The following is a 16,678-nucleotide window of genomic DNA, read 5'->3' on the forward strand; positions in this document are numbered from 1 at the left end:
GCGCGTCGCCAGGTTCTGTCTCTCGATTCGTCGTCATGTCCGGGCTGACGAAGGTGCTGGTAGCGGCATTCGTGGCAGTTCAGTTCGCGCTCCCAGCTCTGCTGCTGACCGTGCGATGGTCCGGCGAGGGATCGATGCCCACAGTCGAATTACCCTTCAGTTGGCAGATGTTCAGCGCCGTCGACCCCGGTGGATACACCGGAGCGGCCGCCGACGGCTCGGAGCGGGACCTCAGCCTCGACGATCTGCCGCGGATAACCCGGGCCATCGCCTACAGCGACGATGTGCCCCGGATGCTGTGCGAACAGAATCCCGACCTGATGTCGGTTGCTCGATCCGGGGTGGAAGACGGCTTGTTGAGACACGAGAGGGTCTACCCGTGTTGACGGTCTTCCGCTTTGCCTTCGGCGTGCTCGCCGCGGTCAAGGCTCTCCAATTGACGGCGAGGGGGTCGATCTCCACAGATGGTGGGATCGGCCTTGCGGATCATGCCGCAGTCGCACTTCCGTTGGGCGCGGTCATGGTGTTTGCCGCAGTCTTTTTCATCCTCGGGAGAGGAGTCCGCCGAGCCGCGATGGCGATGCTGATCGGTTTCCTCGTGTTCATCACTGCACTGGATTTCTACAATCATCACACCTATTTGATGATCGTTATTTGCGCGATCTTTGTCCTGGGTGTCAATGTTCCCCAGTTGTTGAAACTCCAACTCACCATCGTCTATGCCTTCGCCGCGCTCACAAAGATCAACGAGACCTACCTCTCGGGTTCGGAGCTGTATTCGTCCATGGTCCAGCATGGTCTGTGGCGGACTTTCATCGGCGTCGATCCTGCACCGGCGTTCCTGATGGCGGTATCAATTGCCTCCATCGTGATAGAGGCTTTCCTGGCAGTCGGATTGTGGTGTGCGCACACGCGCTGGATCGCGCTGATCAGCGGCCTCTGTTTCCATCTGGGACTCGTTGTGTTTGTCACCGATGGATTCAGTCTGTTCGTGGAATTGTCGATCTACGGCGGGGTGATGCTGTGCCTCTACCTGCCGTTCTTCCAAGATGAGATCGATGCGTTCGTCCCACGCATCAAGAGGGCCACACGCGACAAGAGGGTTGCCGGAGTAAAGCCGGCCCCGGCGTAGCCTGTTTCGTCAGTCCGAGCCGCGGACCGGGGGGTTTCTACTCAACTGAGGCGGCGGGCCAACTGCGTGATGTCCGTGACCTCGAGGTCTGGCCTGGTGAAGTGCTGCGGGTACACGCCGTGGGTGCGGTTGATCCATGCCGTTCGCATACCGATCCGGTGGGCGCCGTCGATGTCCCAGGGATGGACGGCTACGAGCATGGCGTCCGAGGGGGCAACGGCACACTGTTCGAGTGCGAACTCGTAGGCAGGGGCGGCTGGTTTCCACGCGCCGGCGGAGTCGACCGACAGCAGCAAGTCGAAGTCGCGTCGTACACCGGCTGACGTGAGGAGCTTCTCGGCGACCTGTGTCGAGCCGTTGCTGAGGGTGACCAATCGGATCCCCAGCTCCGTCAACGCCGTGACGCCGTCGGCGACGTCGGGATGGGGGTCGAGTCCGACGAACCCGCTCATGATGTGCTCGATCGCCTCGTCGAGAGGTCGGTCGAGCTCCACCTCCGACAGCATGACCTGCAGGAGCCCGGTGCCGATGTCAGCGAACGGGCGAGCGGCGCCTGCGGCGGTGAGGGCGAAGCCGTCGCGCAGGAGGTCGGCGAACCACAGGGGATACATCGAGCCGGGTGCCCCGACGTCGGAGAACCGGGCCGCCATCGCCGTGGTGTCGGACAGGGTCTCGTTGACATCGAACACGATCGCCTGCGGGCGGCGGAGCCCACGCCCGTCGCCCCGGTTCTGTTCGCGATGGTCGGGTGTGTCGGTCATGCAGAGACCTCCTGGTCACCGGGTTTGCACCATGCTATGCGCCAGCGGGCTGCGCGGCCGGAACACCTGGCTAGGGTGGGCGCATGGACGCCGACATCAACTTCTACTTCGACCCGGTCTGCCCCTTCGCCTGGATGACCAGCAAGTGGGTGCGCCAGGTGCAGGCGCAGCGCGACTACACGGTCGACTGGCGGTTCATCTCGTTGCGCCTGGTCAACGCCGGTGTCGACTACGACGCGCACTTCCCCCCTGAGTACGAGGCCGGCCACACCGCCGGGCTGCGGCTCCTGAGAGTGGCGGCGCGAGCGCGAGCCGAGCACGGCCGGGCGGCGATGGCGCCGTTGTACGCCGCCTTCGGGGCGCGCATCTTCGACACCGCTCCGGACGCCGGCGACGACCGCAGCGAAGGCGAAGAGCGTGAGCGGCGCGGGACGAGCGAGTTCGCAGAGCTGGTTCTCGCCGACGCTGGTCTACCGATCGAGCTCGCGGACGCCGTCGATGACGAGTCGTGGGACGCCGAAATCCGCCGGGAGACCGACGAGGCGCTCTCGCTGACGGGCAAGGACGTGGGCACGCCCATCATCCACTTCGAACCACCGACCGGCGTCGCCTTCTTCGGACCCGTGATCAGCCGGCTGCCACACGAGGACTCGGCAGCCGAGCTCTGGGACCACGTGGTGGGGCTCGCCCGCTTCCCGGGTTTCGCCGAGCTCAAGCGCAGCCTGCGCGAGAAGCCGCAGCTCGCCGCGTTCGGAGTCGACGCAGACACGGTCGGCACGCAGGAGGACTGGCACGGCGGAAGCCGTCGGCAGAAGAAGTGAGGTTGGCCGTTCGCGCCACCGTGGCGGGACTGGAGGAGATACTCGCCTGATGGCTATCGATCCCCGAGGAAGAGACCTCAAGCGCTTCCTCGCCGACGACCCCGGCGGCCCGGTGGTGATGCTGAACCTGCTCCGGTTCGCCGATGGCGGGCGTGAGGACTACGCGAAGTACGCCGCGGCGCTGAACGAGACGTTCCTCCCCCGCTACGGCGCTGAGGTTCTCTACGCCGGTGACGGTTCCACAGCCCTGGTCGCCGAGACCGGCCAGGACTGGGATGCCGTTCTGCTGGTCCGATACCCCAGCCGCGCCGCGTTCAGCGAGATGGTCGCCGACCCCGAGTACCAGACCGTCACGGCACTGCGTACCAGCGCGTTGCAGGAAGCGGTGCTCCAGGCCACGACCCCCTGGGCCTGACTCCGACCCGCGGGGGCGGTCGATTCCGACGCGCATGCCCGAGTGCGATCGCGCGCATAATGCGGGACGCCGGGGCTACTGCTGGGCTCGTCGTCGTCGTCGGCCTGTGACGGCGTGGAGCACCAACGCGAGCATCACTGTCGCGCAGCAGATCACACCCACGCCGAACGCCATGGTGATGCCCTCGTCGGTCGAGTACGCGGAGTCGGAGGGGTGCGCGGCGAGGACGGCGGCCGACAGGGCCGCGCCGACCGCACCACCGACCGTGCGCAGCACCTGGTTGAAGCTCACCGCGCTGCCAAGCTGGTCCACTGCCACACTGCGGGCGATGAGCGCGGGCATCGCGGCGTAACCCGAGCCGATCCCGGCGCCGAAGAGGAACATGCCGATCGCCAGCGTCCAGAAGTCGCCGTGCCGCAACCACAACAGCACCGACGCCACCGTCATCACGGCCGCGCCGACGGGGAGGAACACCGCCATGTCGTAGCGGCGGGACAGAGCACGGACCGTGCGGTTGGCGATGAGGCTGCCCACCGACAGCGGCGCCATCATGAAGCCCGCCCACATCAGCGGCACCGCCAGGCCGAAGCCGGTGTCGGCGGGTGCCTGTGCCACGAGGCTCGCGATGGACAGTCCGATGTACATCGCGGTGCCCAGGCCGATCGCGGTGGCGTTGGCCAGCAGGACCTCCGGCCGGCGGACCACGCGGAGGTTGACCAGGGGATGAAGGGTGCGGATGCTGTGCACGATCCAGAAGAGCAGCGTGTTCAGCGCGACCACGAGGACGACGAGCGCCGTCGCGGACCCCCAACCCCAGGTCTGCCCCTCGGAGATCCACAGGAGCAGCGCGGCCAGCCCGCCGCCCAGCAGTAGAGCCCCGCCGATGTCGAACGGCGTGCGGGGCGCGAGCGGATCGGGGCCCGCGGGGATGAAGCGCCAGACGCCGAACGCCGCGGTGGCCACGAACAGCGCCGCGAAGGCGAACGCGGCCCGCAGGTCGAACGTCGCCGCGAGGATGCCGGTGAGCGGGTAACCCAGTCCCATCCCCACCGACACCGTGACCGAGAGGGTCGAGATGGTGGGCTGCGATGCGGTGTAGGTGAGGTGTCGGCGCGCCAGGGCGATGGTGATGGGCACCGTGCCGTAGAGCAGTCCCTGTAGTGCGCGGCCGACGAGGAAGACGGTGAAGTTCGGCGCGACGGTGGCGATGATCGAGCCGAGGAAGATCACACCGAGGCTGGTCAGCAGCAGTTTCCGGGTATGGGGGCCGTCGGCGAGGCGGCCCATGATCGGGGTCGCGACCGCGCCGACGAGCAGGTTGGCCGTGAGCATCCACTGCGCCGTGCTCACGGGGATGCCGAACTCCGCGGAGACCGACGGCACCAGCAGCATGCCGAGGGAACTGACGATCGAGCTGGTCAGGGCGGCGTAGACCAGGGCCTGGACGAACCAGCGGGGCGCCGGGCGCCGGTGAGGGGTCACCGGGCGTCCTCGGAGTCGAGGCGGCGGAGCAGGGGGACCGCGGCCGCGAGACGGTCGCGCTCGGCGTCATCGAGGTGGTCGGCGATCGCGTGGGCCAGCCAGTCCTGGCCCGCGGCGCGCTCGGTGCGGAGCTGCTCGCACCCGTCTGTGGTGATGGTGACGAGGGTGCGTCGGCCGTCGGCGGGGTCCGGGCTGCGGGAGACGAGGCCCAGGTCGCGGAGCTCACGGACGGCGTTGGCGACGGCCTGGTGGCTGATCCGCTCGAGGCCGGCCAGGTCGGTCGCGGCCAGCGGCCCGCGCTGCTCCAGGTGGGACAGGATCCCGACTTTGCCCATCGACAACGTCCGGTGGGAGTTGAACCGTCGCCACAGGGGGCGCAGCGCGTGGCGGAGGTCGTCGGCCAGGGCGGCGATGTCGGGCGGCGGGGTAGCGGTCAGGTCTGCGGGTGGTCCAGCGGGCGGGTCGGCGGGTGTCACTCCGGCGAGTCTACAACCGGATTGCGCAACCTGCTTGCGCAAGGGTGGGGGTGCGCGGTGGGGCGCATCGACAAGAGCGTTCCGCACACCTGCCTCTCGGCGAATGTGTGCGGAACTGCCTTGTCGACGCCGGGCCCGGCGGGCCGGGCCCACGGAGCAGTCGGCCTCAGTACGTCCCGCAGTTGCTCGGCGCCGGGACGCCGCCCACGCGGTCATCGAGATACCGCAGAGTGCCCTCCAGGCCGGTGAGCATGGGTGCGGCGTGACCGATCACCAGGCCGGGTGCGACTGGGGGCATCGGGTCGATGACCATCTCCACGGTGACGCCCTGCGCGCACCAGTCGCGACCGAGCTGCTGGGACTGGTGGCCGGGGACGACGTCGTCGTTCACGGGCGAGAGGACGCGCACGGGTGTGGTGGGCGCGAGCCGGCCGATCCGCTGACGCTCGAGGAATCCCGTGAGTACCGGCTCGGAGCGCACGATGTCGCCGGCCGACCGGCCCGAGACCGTGTAGGCGGTGGTGCGCTGCTGGAAGAACTGGACGGCGGTCTCGCCGATGCACTGGTCGGCGGTGGTGGCGAGCATGGCCCGGCCCCGGTCGTTGAAGTACGGGTCGATCAGCGGGCCCATCTCCGGGTAGGCGTCGAGCAGGCTGTTGAGCGAGTAGCCGATCACGCCGGCGATCGCGGTCCCGTCGACCTGCTCGAGGGTGGCCAGCAGATCGGCCGGCGGAGAGCCCGCGGCGGTGCCGACGAGGTTGACCTCCGGCGCGTACTGCGGGTGCAGTTCGGCGGCCGCGGCGACGGCGCCACCGCCCTGGGAGTAGCCGGTGAAGACCGTGCGGGCGTCCGGGGCGATGTCGGCGCCCGGCACCGACGCCGCGACGCGCGCGAGGTCGAGGACGGCACGGGCCTGGGACTCGCGATTGATGTACGAGTGCAGGCCCGGCGTGCCGAGGCCCTCGTAGTCGGTCATCGCGACGGCGTACCCGCGGGCGAGCAGGGCGTACGCCTGGATGAGCTCGTACCCGAACCCGACGCCCGGCGGGTCGGTGCGCACCCCGGCCAGGGTCTGGAACGTCTTGGACGGCGCGCAGTGGTCGGCCTGGCCCTGGGTGCCCGGCGCGACGACCGCCAGCGGACGCGAACCGGGCCCGGTCCACGGTGCGCGCGGCTGCAGGTAGGCGCCGGTGACCGCGATCGCCTGGCCGCGCGACCCGACGGAGGTGTACATGATGCGCTGCGCGTCGGTGGACAGCGGACCGGCGCCGTCGGAGATCGGTTCGGCGCCGGGGATCGGCGGGATCGCTCCGGCCAGCGGGAACGGCTCGGTCTTGATGAGCTCGCCGGAGGTCTCGGGCAGGTCCGCCGGCGGCTGGTAGAAGGCGGGCGCCGGGTCGTTGGACGATCCCTGCGCTCCGGCGGCGGGGGCGACCAGGGCCCCTCCGGCGACGGTGGTGGCGATGGCGGTGGCGAATGCGGCTGCGCGCATCGCGGTTCGACGAAGTGGCACGGTCCCCCCGGACTGATTGTGTTCTGGCTCACGAAGTTGAGCAGAGTCTAAGTGAATGCTGTGTGCGGCGGGCACTCCGGTCGTGCGTCGCCCGTCAGCGCGGTTGGTCACCGCGGCCGGGTGGCGGCGAGAATCACGTCGACCACCCGGTCCACGGCGTCCGGGGGCAGCGGGCGGCCGCTCATGAGCGGCGTCAGGAGTAGCGGTGCCACGAGCGTGGTCACGACGGTGTCCGGATCGAGGTCGGGGTTGAGGTCACCGCGCGCGCTCGCCAGCGACGCCATCTGCCGCCAGGCGTCCAGGGCGGGTTGGTAGCGCGCGGTGACCACGTCGGCGAGCTCGGGATGTGACCGAGTGGCGAGGAGCGCGCCCGTGGCGAGCTCCACCGGGTCGGCCGCGAACGCGGCCAGGGCGTGGGCGAAGTCCCGCACGTCGCCCTCCCAGTCCCCGGACGTCGGCACGGGAACCCGGAGGACATGCTGGTCGAGGGCCTCGGCCACGAGGTCGGTGGTGGTCGGCCACCACCGGTACAGGGTCCGTCGGTTCACGTCCGCCCGTTCGGCGACCTCCACATCGAGAACTGCCACCGCCCCTCGGCGAGGAGCGACAGGACCGCCTCCCCGACGGTGCGACGGACGCGGTCGCTCCGGCCGCCCTCGCGAACCCGGCGCCGTTCCGGTCTCGGCGCGGGCGGCCGGGTCGGCGGTTCCTGCTCCACGTTCGCGCCCCCGGATCCGGTCTGGTGGATTTCGTTGAGACTACCTCGCCCTAAGTGCACACTGTGATGACTTAAGTGTGATGCACTCGCAGCATCAGTCCACCCGCTCAGCGACCGTCCAGGGGACCCATGACCGCCGATCCCACCTACGACCACATCGTCATCGGCGCCGGGCCGATCGGCGCCGCGACCGCCCGGCACCTGGCCGAGCGGGGGGATTCCGTCCTGGTGATCGGCCCCGAGGAGCCCGCGGGCTTCGCCGACCATCAGGGCACGTGGGCCGGGCACTATGACCAGGGTCGGATGTGCCACGTTCTCGAGATCCCCGTGGTCACCGGGATGCTCACCACGCGGTCGATCCGCCGGTTCCCCGAGCTCACGCGCCGCACGGGGGTCGAGTTCACGACCGGCGTCGAGTGCCTCTCGGTCAACCCCGCCGACGCCGCCGGTGACGCGGCCGGGGAGTGGTTCGACCGCGACGTCCTGGCCGCCAACGCCCGCGACTTGGGCGTCGACGTGCACCTCCTCGACGAGGAGGGCCTACGTCGGCGGTACCCCGCGGTGCGGTTCGAACCGGGCCACGTGGGCGTGGTGCAACCCGGCGGGATGATCGTCAACCCGCGGGCGCTGGTCCGTGCCGAACTGGCCGCCGCGTCGGCGGCGGGGGCGGTACTCGTCCGGGACGAGGTGGTCGCGCTCGAGGGCGGCGCGGGGGGTGGCGATGACAGCGGCGATGACGACGACAACAACGACGACAACAACCACAACGACAACGACAAGGTGGTCGTCACGGCCGGGGGAGTGCGACTGCGAGGTCGGTCGATCGTGCTCGCGCTCGGCGCCGCCGTCAACGCCTCCGGCCTGCTGCCGCGGCCACTGCAGCTGTTCACCCTCGGGGCGACCGTCGTGCTGGTGGAGGTCGACGATCCGGGCGGGATCGACCTGCCCGCGACGATGTATCTCAAGCATCGCGACGGCGCGCAGCAGTTCGGCGGAGTGGTGATGTCGCCGGTTCGGTACCCGGACGGTCGCTGGTACCTCAAGGTCGCCGGCAGCAGTGTGCGCGAGACGCCCCTGGGCTCCGCCGAGGAGATCGCGTCCTGGGTGCGGACCGGCGGCGCCTCCGCGGACGTCGACGACGCGCTGGCGGTGTTGACCGATCTCCTGCCCGGCGTCCGCCTGGGGCGGGCGCACACGCGCCCGTGTCTGGTGTGCGCCACCAGTACCAACCACCCCTACATCGACCGTGTGGACGACCGCACCGTTCTGGCGGTCGAGGGAGAGCGGGGTGTCATGGCCGCGGACGAGATCGGCCGACTCACCGCGGATCTCGCCGCCACGGGGAGGTGGACGGATCCGCTGCCCCGGGACGTGTTCCGTGCCCGGTGGGCGGCGTAGCGGCGGGGAAGTCGTCGACTGTGGTCGGCCGGCGGGTCAGGCGTGCATGCCCACGGTGAACCACCGGGTCGCCTCGTCGACGATGTCGTCGATGCTCGCGCTGGTCTCGGATTGGAGCCAGGCGGTGATGAGCTCACCCAGGCCGCCCACCAGGAGGCGGGCGCTGATCTCGTCCCGGGGGGTGGGCAGGGCGCGGTCCCCGAACAGTGTCCGGGCCTGGGTCACGACGAGGGCCGCGAAGTCGCGGTACAGCTCGTGGCGGCGCTGGCGGAGGGTCGGGACGGTGGCCGACTCGATGATCGCGACCCGTCCCTTGCGGGGGTCGTCGGTGAGTAGTGCCGCGAAGGCGGCCAGGGCGGCGTGGGCCCTGGCCGCGGCGTCGCCCTCGGTGTCGGAGAGTGCGGCCAGGACGGCGGTACGGACCTGGTCGGCGATCTCGTCGACGAGGGCGAGGAGCAGCTGGTCACGGGCGGTGAAGCTCTCGTAGAAGTAGCGCTCCGTCAGGCCGGCCTCCGCGCAGATCGCCGTCATCGTCGTCCGCTCGACACCGCGGGTGCCGACGAGCTCCAGGGCCGCGTCGAGGAGTTGGCGCCGGCGGGATGCGCGCCGCTCCTCCGCGCTGACGCCTCGGTAGCGGCGCGGGGTCGCGTTCATCCCTCAATCTTGACAGGGCCCCCTGTCTGATTCAAACTCGTTCCAAACTGACAGGACCGTCTGTCAGACAGGTGGTGGGGCCGTCGCGAACGGACGTCTCCACCCGGAGGTCAGGGGATGCTCGTGACACGAACGCTGGCGAAGGCACCGACGGACAGTGGGCTGGCTCCGGTCCCGGGAGACGGTGGTCTACCGCTCCTCGGTCACGGTCTGGACTACCTGCGGGATCCCATGCGGCTGTGGGAGAAGCGCTACCACCGGTACGGGCCGGTCTCGTGGTTCCGCGCGTTCGGGACGAGGATCGTGGCGCTGCTCGGGCCGGAGGCGTCGGGAGTGGTCCTCCAGAACCGGGACAAGGCGTTCGCCAACGGCGAGGCGTGGCAGTTCCTCATCGGGCCGTTCTTCGACCGCGGCCTGATGCTCCTGGACTTCGACGAGCACATGGCCCACCGCCGCCTCATGCAGGAGGCGTTCACCTCCGACCGCCTCGCCAGGTACGCGGCAGCGATCGACCCGGCGGTCCGCACCGCCGTCGAGCAGTGGCAGCCGGGGGAGCGCGTGGAGGTCTATCCCCGGCTCAAGCGGTTGACGCTGAACCTCGCGGTGGAGGTCTTCATGGGCGGCGCCCCCGGCGCCAGCCAGGCGCGTCTCGATCAGGTCAACGCCGCGTTCATCGACTGTGTCCAGGCGGCGACCGCGCTCGTGCGGTACCCCGTCCCGGGCGGGCGTTGGCACCGCGGCCTGGTCGGCCGACGTCGGGTGGAGGAGTTCCTCCGCGAGTACCTGCCGGCCAGGCGGGCGGGCGACGGCGACGATTTGTTCTCCGTGCTGTGCCGGGTGGAGGTCGACGGCGAGCGGTTCAGCGACGACGACGTCATCAACCACATGATCTTCCTGCTCATGGCCGCGCACGACACGTCCACCATCACCATCTCGACGATGATGCAGTACCTGGGCCAGCACCCGGAGTGGCAGCAGCGGTGTCGCGAGGAGTCCCTGGCGATTCCGGGCGACACGATCAGCTATGAACAGCTCTCGCAGTTGCGGTCGCTGGACCTGGTGATGAAGGAGTCGCTGCGCCTGGTGTCGCCGGTGCCGACGATCGCGCGCACGGCCGTCAAGGACACCGAGGTGCTGGGGCACTTCATCCCGGCGGGGACGATGGTGGCGGTCGCTCCCTACTTCACCCACCACCTCGAGCAGTACTGGCCCGATCCGGAGGTCTTCGACCCCGGCCGGTTCTCCGACGAGCGCCGGGAGGACAAGGTTCACCGCCAGGCGTGGCAGCCGTTCGGCGGCGGCGTGCACAAGTGCATCGGCATGCACTTCGCCGGCGCCGAGGTCTCACTCGTGCTGCATCACCTGCTGCGCACCTTCGAGTGGCACGTCGACCCGGACTACACGGCCCCGATGGACATGAAGTCGTTGCCGTTCCCGAAGGACGGGCAGCCGATCCGTCTGGTGCGGCGGGCCGGAAACTCAGAGAACTCATAGCCGCAGGGGTAGCAAAAGGTGTCATATCAACATACTCTGTGATGTACCTCACATACCGCGTGTGGGGCAACACGGAAGGGCGATCATCATGGCTGCTCACGCGACCCACGCTCCCGAGCCGGTGGCCTCCACGGACGGCGCGCCGGCCAGGAGGAAGAAGGCGATCCCGATCATCCAGAGCCGCATCGGCGCCCCGGTCGCCTTCGTCGGTCTGGCGATCGCCCTGCTCAGCCTCTACCTGCCGTGGGTGACCGGCGGCGGGCAGTCGCTCTCCGGCCTCGTGCTGCCCGAGGTGCTGGGGCTCAGGGAGATCACCCCGGTGAACTTCCTCGGCCTGGTGGCGCTGTCCTTCCTCACCGTGGTCACGCTCGTGGCCCGGCTCGGCATTTTCGCGATCCTCAACGCCGTGACGGCGGGGCTGGTCCTCATCGCCCACCTCGCGTTCATGTGGGTGCTGTACGGCTCCACGGGGGCGGCGGACCCGATCCTGTCGGGGCTGTCCGCCGAGGCGTCGGTCGCCTATGGGCCGTACGTCGCCATCGTCGGATTCGTGCTGGTGATCGTGGGTTCCGCGGCGGCCGCCGTGTCGGCCGAGTATCTGCTTCCCGACCGTGCGGAGGCGAGGCACCGCGACCGCGACTGACGGGCGCGCCGTTCACGCCCCGGCGTGTTCGTGCTCGTCCCCCTCGCGATCGTCGTCGCCGCGGCGCCTGACGGTGATCCACTGCGCGGCGAAGATCGCGAGGGCGACGCCCGCCGTCAGGGTGATGGTCAGCGGATCCGACCCCGCCTTGAGGGCGACGAAGGGGACCAGTACGGCCAGGTCGAGCACGATGGCGACGCACGGGATCCACACGGTGGCGTCGACCTCGTCGCGGAGTCGGCGGATGACGCCCAGGTGAATGGCGATGTCCATCGTCAGGTAGAGGATCGCGCCGAGGGCCGCGATCCTGGACAGGTCGAAGAAGGCGGCCATGAGGATCGCCAGGCCCGCGGTGATGTAGAGCGACTGATGGCCTTCCCGGCCCGGCAGCCCCGGGGCCTGCCCCATGTCCCGGAGCATGTCGTAGAGCTTCGAGACGGAGAACAGGCTCGCGATGAGTCCCGACAGGGTCGCCACGACCGCCACGATCACGGTGAGGCGCACTCCCCACGGGCCGAAGAGCGGCGCGGCCGCTTCCGCGAGCGCGTAGTCACGGGCCTCGACGATCTGCGGCACGCTCAGGCTCCCACTGACCGCGACGACGATCAGGAGGTAGAGCACCGTGCACAGGGCGATGGAGATGAGGATGGACCTGCCGAGGTTGCGTTCGGGCCTGCGCAGGTCGGCGCCGTGATTGGTGATCGTGGTGAAGCCCTTGTAGGCGAGGATCGTCAACGCCACGGCGGCCAGGAATCCGGCCCACCCGTGATCCGGCGGAGTGCGGTCCCCGGCGTCGACCAGCCGGGACAGTGACCCCACGCCGGTGGCGAGGATCCCGGCGATGGCCAGCGCGGCGATCCCGCCGATCTTGACCGCGGCGGTGATCATGGCCGAGCGTTCCACCAGTCGGTTGCCCACCAGGTTCACGGCGGCGGCGGAGGCGATGGCGAGAACGGCGAGGACCGGAACCCATATGCCCGGGTCGCTGACGTCGAAGGCGCGCAGGAGGTAGGTGCCGAAGGTCCTGCCGAGGAGGGACTCGGCGAGGATCATCGACACGTACATGAACAGGGAGAGCGAGCCGGCAACCACGCTGGGGCCGTACGCGGCCTTGAGCAGCATGGCGATTCCGCCGGACGACGGGTTGGTCGCCGAGTACCGGATGTACGAGTGCGTGCTGAACAGCACGACCACCGCGCCGGCGAGAAACGCCCACGGCATCCACCCGCCGGCCAGCTCGCCGACCTGGCCGACCAGCGCGAAGATGCCGGCGCCGATCATGACCCCCGTGCCCAGCGCCACCGAGCCGGCGAGAGAGAGATTTCCGGTCACTGTCGTGGTTCATCCTGTGGTCACATCCTCGGTGGGGCAGGGGTGGGGCGGTCCTCCTCCTGCCGGGCTCACGAGTCGTCTCGGCTCTCCCTCGTCTTCCGGTCGTTGGCCTTGCGCAGGGCCTCCACGAGCTCGTCCTTCGTCATGTCGGAGCGGCCCTCGATGTCGAGCCGCTGCGCCTGCTCGTAGAGGTGGTCCTTGCTGGCGTTGGCGTCCACCCCGCCCTTCGACTCTCCGGAGGGGTTCGGGCCGCCGCTCTCCGAGCGTGAATCCGAGGGCCCCTTGCCGTCCTTGGGCTCCCAGTGGTCGCCCACCTTCTCGTGCGTGTGCTTGACGGCGCTCCAGGCGGTCCGCGCGACACGGGACTCGTCGCTGTACTCCTCCTGCGCCGAGTCGTAGGCCTTGGCGAAGGTGTCCTTGGCCTTCTGGTCGCTTCGCTGCAGCGTCGAGGGCAGCTCGCTGTCCTTCGCGTTCCCGTCGCTGTCTGTCTTCGGCATGGCATTTCCTTCCAGATCGACATCGGAAGTGACGCTGTCCCGACCATAAACAGCAGGGGCCGGATTGAAAACCGGTGCCGGGGGTCGGAGCGCTCGTCGGAGAACGCGATCGACTCTTGCGGCACCTACCCTAGGGGGGTACCGTATGCGGCATGGCCGAGCATGGATACACCCCGCACAAGGAGGACCACCTCAAGCGGCTGCGCCGCATCGAGGGACAAGCCCGCGGGCTGCAACGGATGGTCGAGGAGGACAAGTACTGCATCGACATCCTCACGCAGGTCTCCGCCATGACCCGGGCCCTACAGTCCGTCTCGCTGAGCCTGCTCGAGGAGCACCTCGGACACTGTGTCGCCGGGGCCATCGAGAACGGCAGCCCGGGGGAAGCCGAGGCCAAGCTCGCCGAGGCCAACGCCGCCATCGCCCGCCTGGTCAGGTCCTGATCACCGCGCCAACCGATCGCGGGCCCCAAAAAGTCACCGCACACCCACCACCCGAACGAGGAGAACACCATGTCCGCCACTGCCACCTACACCGTCTCCGGCATGACCTGCGGCCACTGCGTCGCCTCCGTGACGGAGGAGGTCTCGGAAATCTCGGGAGTCACCGAGGTCGAGGTCGATCTGGAGTCGGGTCGCCTCGTCGTCGTCTCCTCCGACCCGGTCGATCCCGCGGCGGTCCGCGCCGCCGTGGACGAGGCCGGGTACACAGTCACAGCGCAGGAGTGAGCACACCATGACCACCACCGACAGCCGGGACACGGCGGCCCCCGCCGGGACCACATTCGTCGAGCTGCAGATCGAGGGAATGACCTGCGCCTCATGCGCCAACCGGATCGAGCGCAAACTCAACAAGCTCGACGACGTCACCGCCGAGGTCAACTACGCCACCGAGAAGGCGCGCGTCCGGATCCCCGAGGGGCTGCAGCCGCAGCTGCTGCTGGACACGGTCGAGCAGGCCGGGTACCACGCACAGCTGCCGCGTCCCCGGAACACTCAGCCCCGCACGTCCGCGCCCGGCGCTGACGGTTCCGCGGCCGACGCCGGGCAGTCGACCGGCCACGCCGGCAACGCCACCGACGACACCGCCGCGCCCGACCGGGTCGACGAGCTGCGCCAGCGTGTCATCATCTCCGCCGTCCTGTCGATCCCCGTGATCGCGATGGCCATGGTCCCGGCGCTGCAGTTCACCAACTGGCAGTGGCTGTCGCTGACGCTGGCCGCCCCGGTCATCGTGTGGGGCGCGTGGCCGTTCCACCGCGCCGCCGCGATCAACCTGCGCCACGGTGCGTTCACCATGGACACGCTCGTGTCCCTGGGCACGTCCGCGGCGTTCCTCTGGTCGCTGTACGCCCTGTTCTTCGGCCACGCGGGCATGCCCGGGATGACCCACGGGTTCGAGTTCAGCCTCTCGCCCAGTGACGGCGCCGGCGACATCTACCTCGAGGCCGCGGCCGGCGTGACCACCTTCATCCTGCTGGGCCGCTACTTCGAGGCGCGGTCCAAGCGCACGGCAGGCGCCGCATTGCGGTCGCTGCTCGAGCTGGGCGCCAAGGACGTCGCCGTTCTGCGCGGGGGTGTTGATGGCGGGCGTGTGGAGACCCGCATCCCGGTGGAGGATCTGCAGGTCGACGACGAGTTCGTCGTCCGCCCCGGCGAGAAGATCGCCACCGATGGCGAGATCGTCGACGGTGCCTCCGCGGTCGACACCTCGATGGTCACCGGCGAGTCCGTGCCCGCCGAGGTCGGTCCCGGCGACGCCGTGGTGGGCGGCACCGTCAATGCCAGCGGCCGCCTGACCGTGCGCGCCACCCGCGTCGGCTCCGACACCCAGCTCGCGCAGATGGCGCAGATGGTGGAGGACGCCCAGTCCGGCAAGGCCGCCGCACAGCGCCTCGCCGACCGTATCTCCGGGATTTTCGTCCCCGTCGTCCTGGTGCTGGCCGTGGCGACCTTCGCGTTCTGGATGCTCGCCGGCGGCGGCGCCGCCCTGGCGTTCACCGCGGCCGTGGCGGTGCTCATCATCGCCTGCCCGTGTGCGCTCGGCCTGGCCACGCCGATGGCGCTGATGGTCGGCACCGGCCGCGGCGCGCAGCTGGGCATCCTCATCAAGGGCCCCGAGGTCCTGGAGTCCACCCGCAAGGTCGACACGATCGTCCTGGACAAGACCGGCACCGTCACCACCGGTCGGCACGCGTTGGTCTCTACGACTGTCGCGACCGGTGAGGATCGAGCCGAGGTGCTGCGCCGCGCCGGGGCCGTGGAGGACGCCTCCGAGCACCCCATCGCCCGCGCCATCGCCGCCGGTGCGCGCGAGGAGGTCGGCGACCTGCCGGCCGTAGCGGACTTCGCCAACCACGAGGGTCTGGGGGTGTCGGGGCGCGTTGTCGCTGGTCCCGGGCGCGCGGCCGCGGAGCCCGCTGTCGATGGTTCCTCCGGGGCCGACGACGACGAGGTGGTCGTCGTGGGCCGTCCCGCCCTACTGGCTGAGCGGAACATGCCGCTGGCGCAGGAGCTCGAGACGGCCCTGGCCGAGGCCGCCCGGGCTGGCCAGACCGCTGTCGCGGTGGGCTGGGGCGGGAAGGCCCGCGGGGTCCTCGTGGTGGCCGACCAGATCAAGGACTCCTCCGCCGAGGCCATCGAGAAGTTCCGCGAGCTGGGTCTCACCCCGATCCTGCTCACCGGGGACAACGCGGCGGTGGCCGCGTCGGTGGCCGGCGAGGTCGGCATCGACCCGGGCCCCCAGACGGTGATCTCCGAAGTCATGCCCGCCGACAAGGTCGATGTGGTCCGCCGGCTGCAGGCAGAGGGGCGCGTGGTGGCGATGGTCGGCGACGGCGTCAATGACGCTGCCGCCCTCGCCACCGCCGACCTGGGCCTCGCGATCGGCACCGGCACCGACGCGGCGATCGAGGCCTCCGACCTCACGCTGGTCCGCGGCGATCTACGCTCGGCGGCCGACGCGATCCGGCTCTCGCGGAGCACGCTCGGCACCATCCGGGGCAACCTGTTCTGGGCGTTCGCCTACAACGTCGCGGCGCTCCCGCTGGCCGCGGCCGGGCTGCTCAACCCGATGATCGCGGGCGCAGCGATGGCGTTCTCCTCGGTGTTCGTGGTGGCCAACAGCCTGCGGCTGCGGAGGTTCCGCGCGACCGTCTGACCGATCCCGCTCGGCCGGCCGCTCCCCTCCAGATCCGCTACTCCGAATCGGCATCGGCGGTGATTGTCAACCTGTTGTGAGTCATTCAGGCGGCGATGAGGGTTGCCGCGATCGGTGGGATCGTCAGTCGTGAGCCGTCGTTTGCCAGGTTGATCGTGACGGTGGTGTTCGGGGTGGGGATCT

The 16,678-nt window shown here is 69.8% G+C and carries 18 protein-coding genes; 10 read left to right on the top strand and 8 right to left on the bottom strand.

Features of this window, described 5'->3' with window-relative positions:
- Window positions 1-35 precede the first annotated feature (35 nt).
- Window positions 36-386, top strand: a complete 351-nt coding sequence (locus AC3DEV_RS11405; protein ID WP_488372179.1) for a hypothetical protein — start codon at window positions 36-38, stop codon at window positions 384-386.
- On the top strand, window positions 380-1,132 hold the full coding sequence (locus tag AC3DEV_RS11410; protein ID WP_488372180.1) for an HTTM domain-containing protein: 753 nt from the start codon (window positions 380-382) through the stop codon (window positions 1,130-1,132). Before AC3DEV_RS11405 ends, AC3DEV_RS11410 begins: the two co-directional genes overlap by 7 nt.
- 41 nt (window positions 1,133-1,173) lie before the next feature.
- Here the strand turns inward: AC3DEV_RS11410 and AC3DEV_RS11415 are convergent, their stop codons facing one another.
- Window positions 1,174-1,893 (bottom strand): haloacid dehalogenase type II, encoded by a 720-nt coding sequence (locus tag AC3DEV_RS11415; RefSeq protein WP_488372181.1) that lies wholly within the window; start codon window positions 1,891-1,893, stop codon window positions 1,174-1,176.
- Window positions 1,894-1,976: 83 nt separating this feature from the next.
- On the opposite strand from AC3DEV_RS11415, the gene AC3DEV_RS11420 reads away from it, so the two are divergent.
- Window positions 1,977-2,714 (top strand): mycothiol-dependent nitroreductase Rv2466c family protein, encoded by a 738-nt coding sequence (locus tag AC3DEV_RS11420; RefSeq protein ID WP_488372182.1) that lies wholly within the window; start codon window positions 1,977-1,979, stop codon window positions 2,712-2,714.
- A 49-nt stretch (window positions 2,715-2,763) separates the two neighbouring features.
- On the top strand, window positions 2,764-3,129 hold the full coding sequence (locus tag AC3DEV_RS11425; protein ID WP_488372183.1) for a DUF1330 domain-containing protein: 366 nt from the start codon (window positions 2,764-2,766) through the stop codon (window positions 3,127-3,129).
- A 75-nt stretch (window positions 3,130-3,204) separates the two neighbouring features.
- On the opposite strand, the gene AC3DEV_RS11430 is transcribed toward AC3DEV_RS11425, so the two are convergent.
- From AC3DEV_RS11430 to AC3DEV_RS11445, 4 genes are all read right to left on the bottom strand, one after another.
- Window positions 3,205-4,611 carry an MFS transporter gene (locus AC3DEV_RS11430; protein ID WP_488372184.1) on the bottom strand — a complete coding sequence of 469 codons (1,407 nt, stop codon included), beginning with the start codon at window positions 4,609-4,611 and terminating at the stop codon, window positions 3,205-3,207.
- The gene (locus tag AC3DEV_RS11435; protein WP_488372185.1) at window positions 4,608-5,087 is read right to left on the bottom strand and encodes a MarR family winged helix-turn-helix transcriptional regulator; all 480 of its coding nucleotides are present in this window, start codon (window positions 5,085-5,087) and stop codon (window positions 4,608-4,610) included. Before AC3DEV_RS11435 ends, AC3DEV_RS11430 begins: the two co-directional genes overlap by 4 nt.
- A gap of 166 nt (window positions 5,088-5,253) precedes the next feature.
- Window positions 5,254-6,579, bottom strand: coding sequence for a lipase family protein (locus tag AC3DEV_RS11440; RefSeq protein ID WP_488372186.1), 1,326 nt, complete (start codon window positions 6,577-6,579; stop codon window positions 5,254-5,256).
- Window positions 6,580-6,707: 128 nt separating this feature from the next.
- Window positions 6,708-7,187, bottom strand: coding sequence for a TetR/AcrR family transcriptional regulator (locus AC3DEV_RS11445; protein ID WP_488372187.1), 480 nt, complete (start codon window positions 7,185-7,187; stop codon window positions 6,708-6,710).
- A gap of 260 nt (window positions 7,188-7,447) precedes the next feature.
- On the opposite strand from AC3DEV_RS11445, the gene AC3DEV_RS11450 reads away from it, so the two are divergent.
- The gene (locus tag AC3DEV_RS11450; RefSeq protein ID WP_488372188.1) at window positions 7,448-8,716 is read left to right on the top strand and encodes an NAD(P)/FAD-dependent oxidoreductase; all 1,269 of its coding nucleotides are present in this window, start codon (window positions 7,448-7,450) and stop codon (window positions 8,714-8,716) included.
- 36 nt (window positions 8,717-8,752) lie between these two features.
- Here the strand turns inward: AC3DEV_RS11450 and AC3DEV_RS11455 are convergent, their stop codons facing one another.
- Complete coding sequence (locus AC3DEV_RS11455) at window positions 8,753-9,370, bottom strand: TetR/AcrR family transcriptional regulator (protein ID WP_163376124.1); 618 nt, start codon at window positions 9,368-9,370, stop codon at window positions 8,753-8,755.
- A gap of 123 nt (window positions 9,371-9,493) precedes the next feature.
- Between AC3DEV_RS11455 and AC3DEV_RS11460 the strand changes: the two genes are divergently transcribed.
- A complete protein-coding gene (locus tag AC3DEV_RS11460) occupies window positions 9,494-10,864 on the top strand; it encodes a cytochrome P450 (protein WP_488372197.1) in 1,371 nt (456 codons plus the stop codon).
- An 88-nt stretch (window positions 10,865-10,952) separates the two neighbouring features.
- Window positions 10,953-11,507 carry a hypothetical protein gene (locus AC3DEV_RS11465; RefSeq protein ID WP_488372189.1) on the top strand — a complete coding sequence of 185 codons (555 nt, stop codon included), beginning with the start codon at window positions 10,953-10,955 and terminating at the stop codon, window positions 11,505-11,507.
- Window positions 11,508-11,519: 12 nt separating this feature from the next.
- Here AC3DEV_RS11465 and AC3DEV_RS11470 read toward each other — a convergent pair whose 3' ends face one another.
- Together AC3DEV_RS11470 and AC3DEV_RS11475 are read right to left on the bottom strand one after the other, a co-directional pair.
- The gene (locus AC3DEV_RS11470; protein ID WP_488372190.1) at window positions 11,520-12,839 is read right to left on the bottom strand and encodes an APC family permease; all 1,320 of its coding nucleotides are present in this window, start codon (window positions 12,837-12,839) and stop codon (window positions 11,520-11,522) included.
- A 68-nt stretch (window positions 12,840-12,907) separates the two neighbouring features.
- Complete coding sequence (locus AC3DEV_RS11475; protein WP_488372191.1) at window positions 12,908-13,336, bottom strand: ChaB family protein; 429 nt, start codon at window positions 13,334-13,336, stop codon at window positions 12,908-12,910.
- Between the two features lie 152 nt (window positions 13,337-13,488).
- Here AC3DEV_RS11475 and AC3DEV_RS11480 point away from each other — a divergent pair, with 152 nt between their 5' ends.
- The 3 genes from AC3DEV_RS11480 to AC3DEV_RS11490 all read left to right on the top strand — a co-directional run bounded on the left by AC3DEV_RS11480 (window position 13,489) and on the right by AC3DEV_RS11490 (window position 16,495).
- The gene (locus AC3DEV_RS11480) at window positions 13,489-13,779 is read left to right on the top strand and encodes a metal-sensitive transcriptional regulator (RefSeq protein ID WP_119193345.1); all 291 of its coding nucleotides are present in this window, start codon (window positions 13,489-13,491) and stop codon (window positions 13,777-13,779) included.
- Window positions 13,780-13,848: 69 nt separating this feature from the next.
- A complete protein-coding gene (locus tag AC3DEV_RS11485; protein ID WP_007633030.1) occupies window positions 13,849-14,064 on the top strand; it encodes a heavy-metal-associated domain-containing protein in 216 nt (71 codons plus the stop codon).
- 7 nt (window positions 14,065-14,071) lie between these two features.
- Window positions 14,072-16,495 (top strand): heavy metal translocating P-type ATPase, encoded by a 2,424-nt coding sequence (locus tag AC3DEV_RS11490; protein WP_488372192.1) that lies wholly within the window; start codon window positions 14,072-14,074, stop codon window positions 16,493-16,495.
- Window positions 16,496-16,678 lie beyond the last annotated feature (183 nt).

This window comes from Dietzia sp. IBK-p2-15D (genome assembly GCF_057773105.1).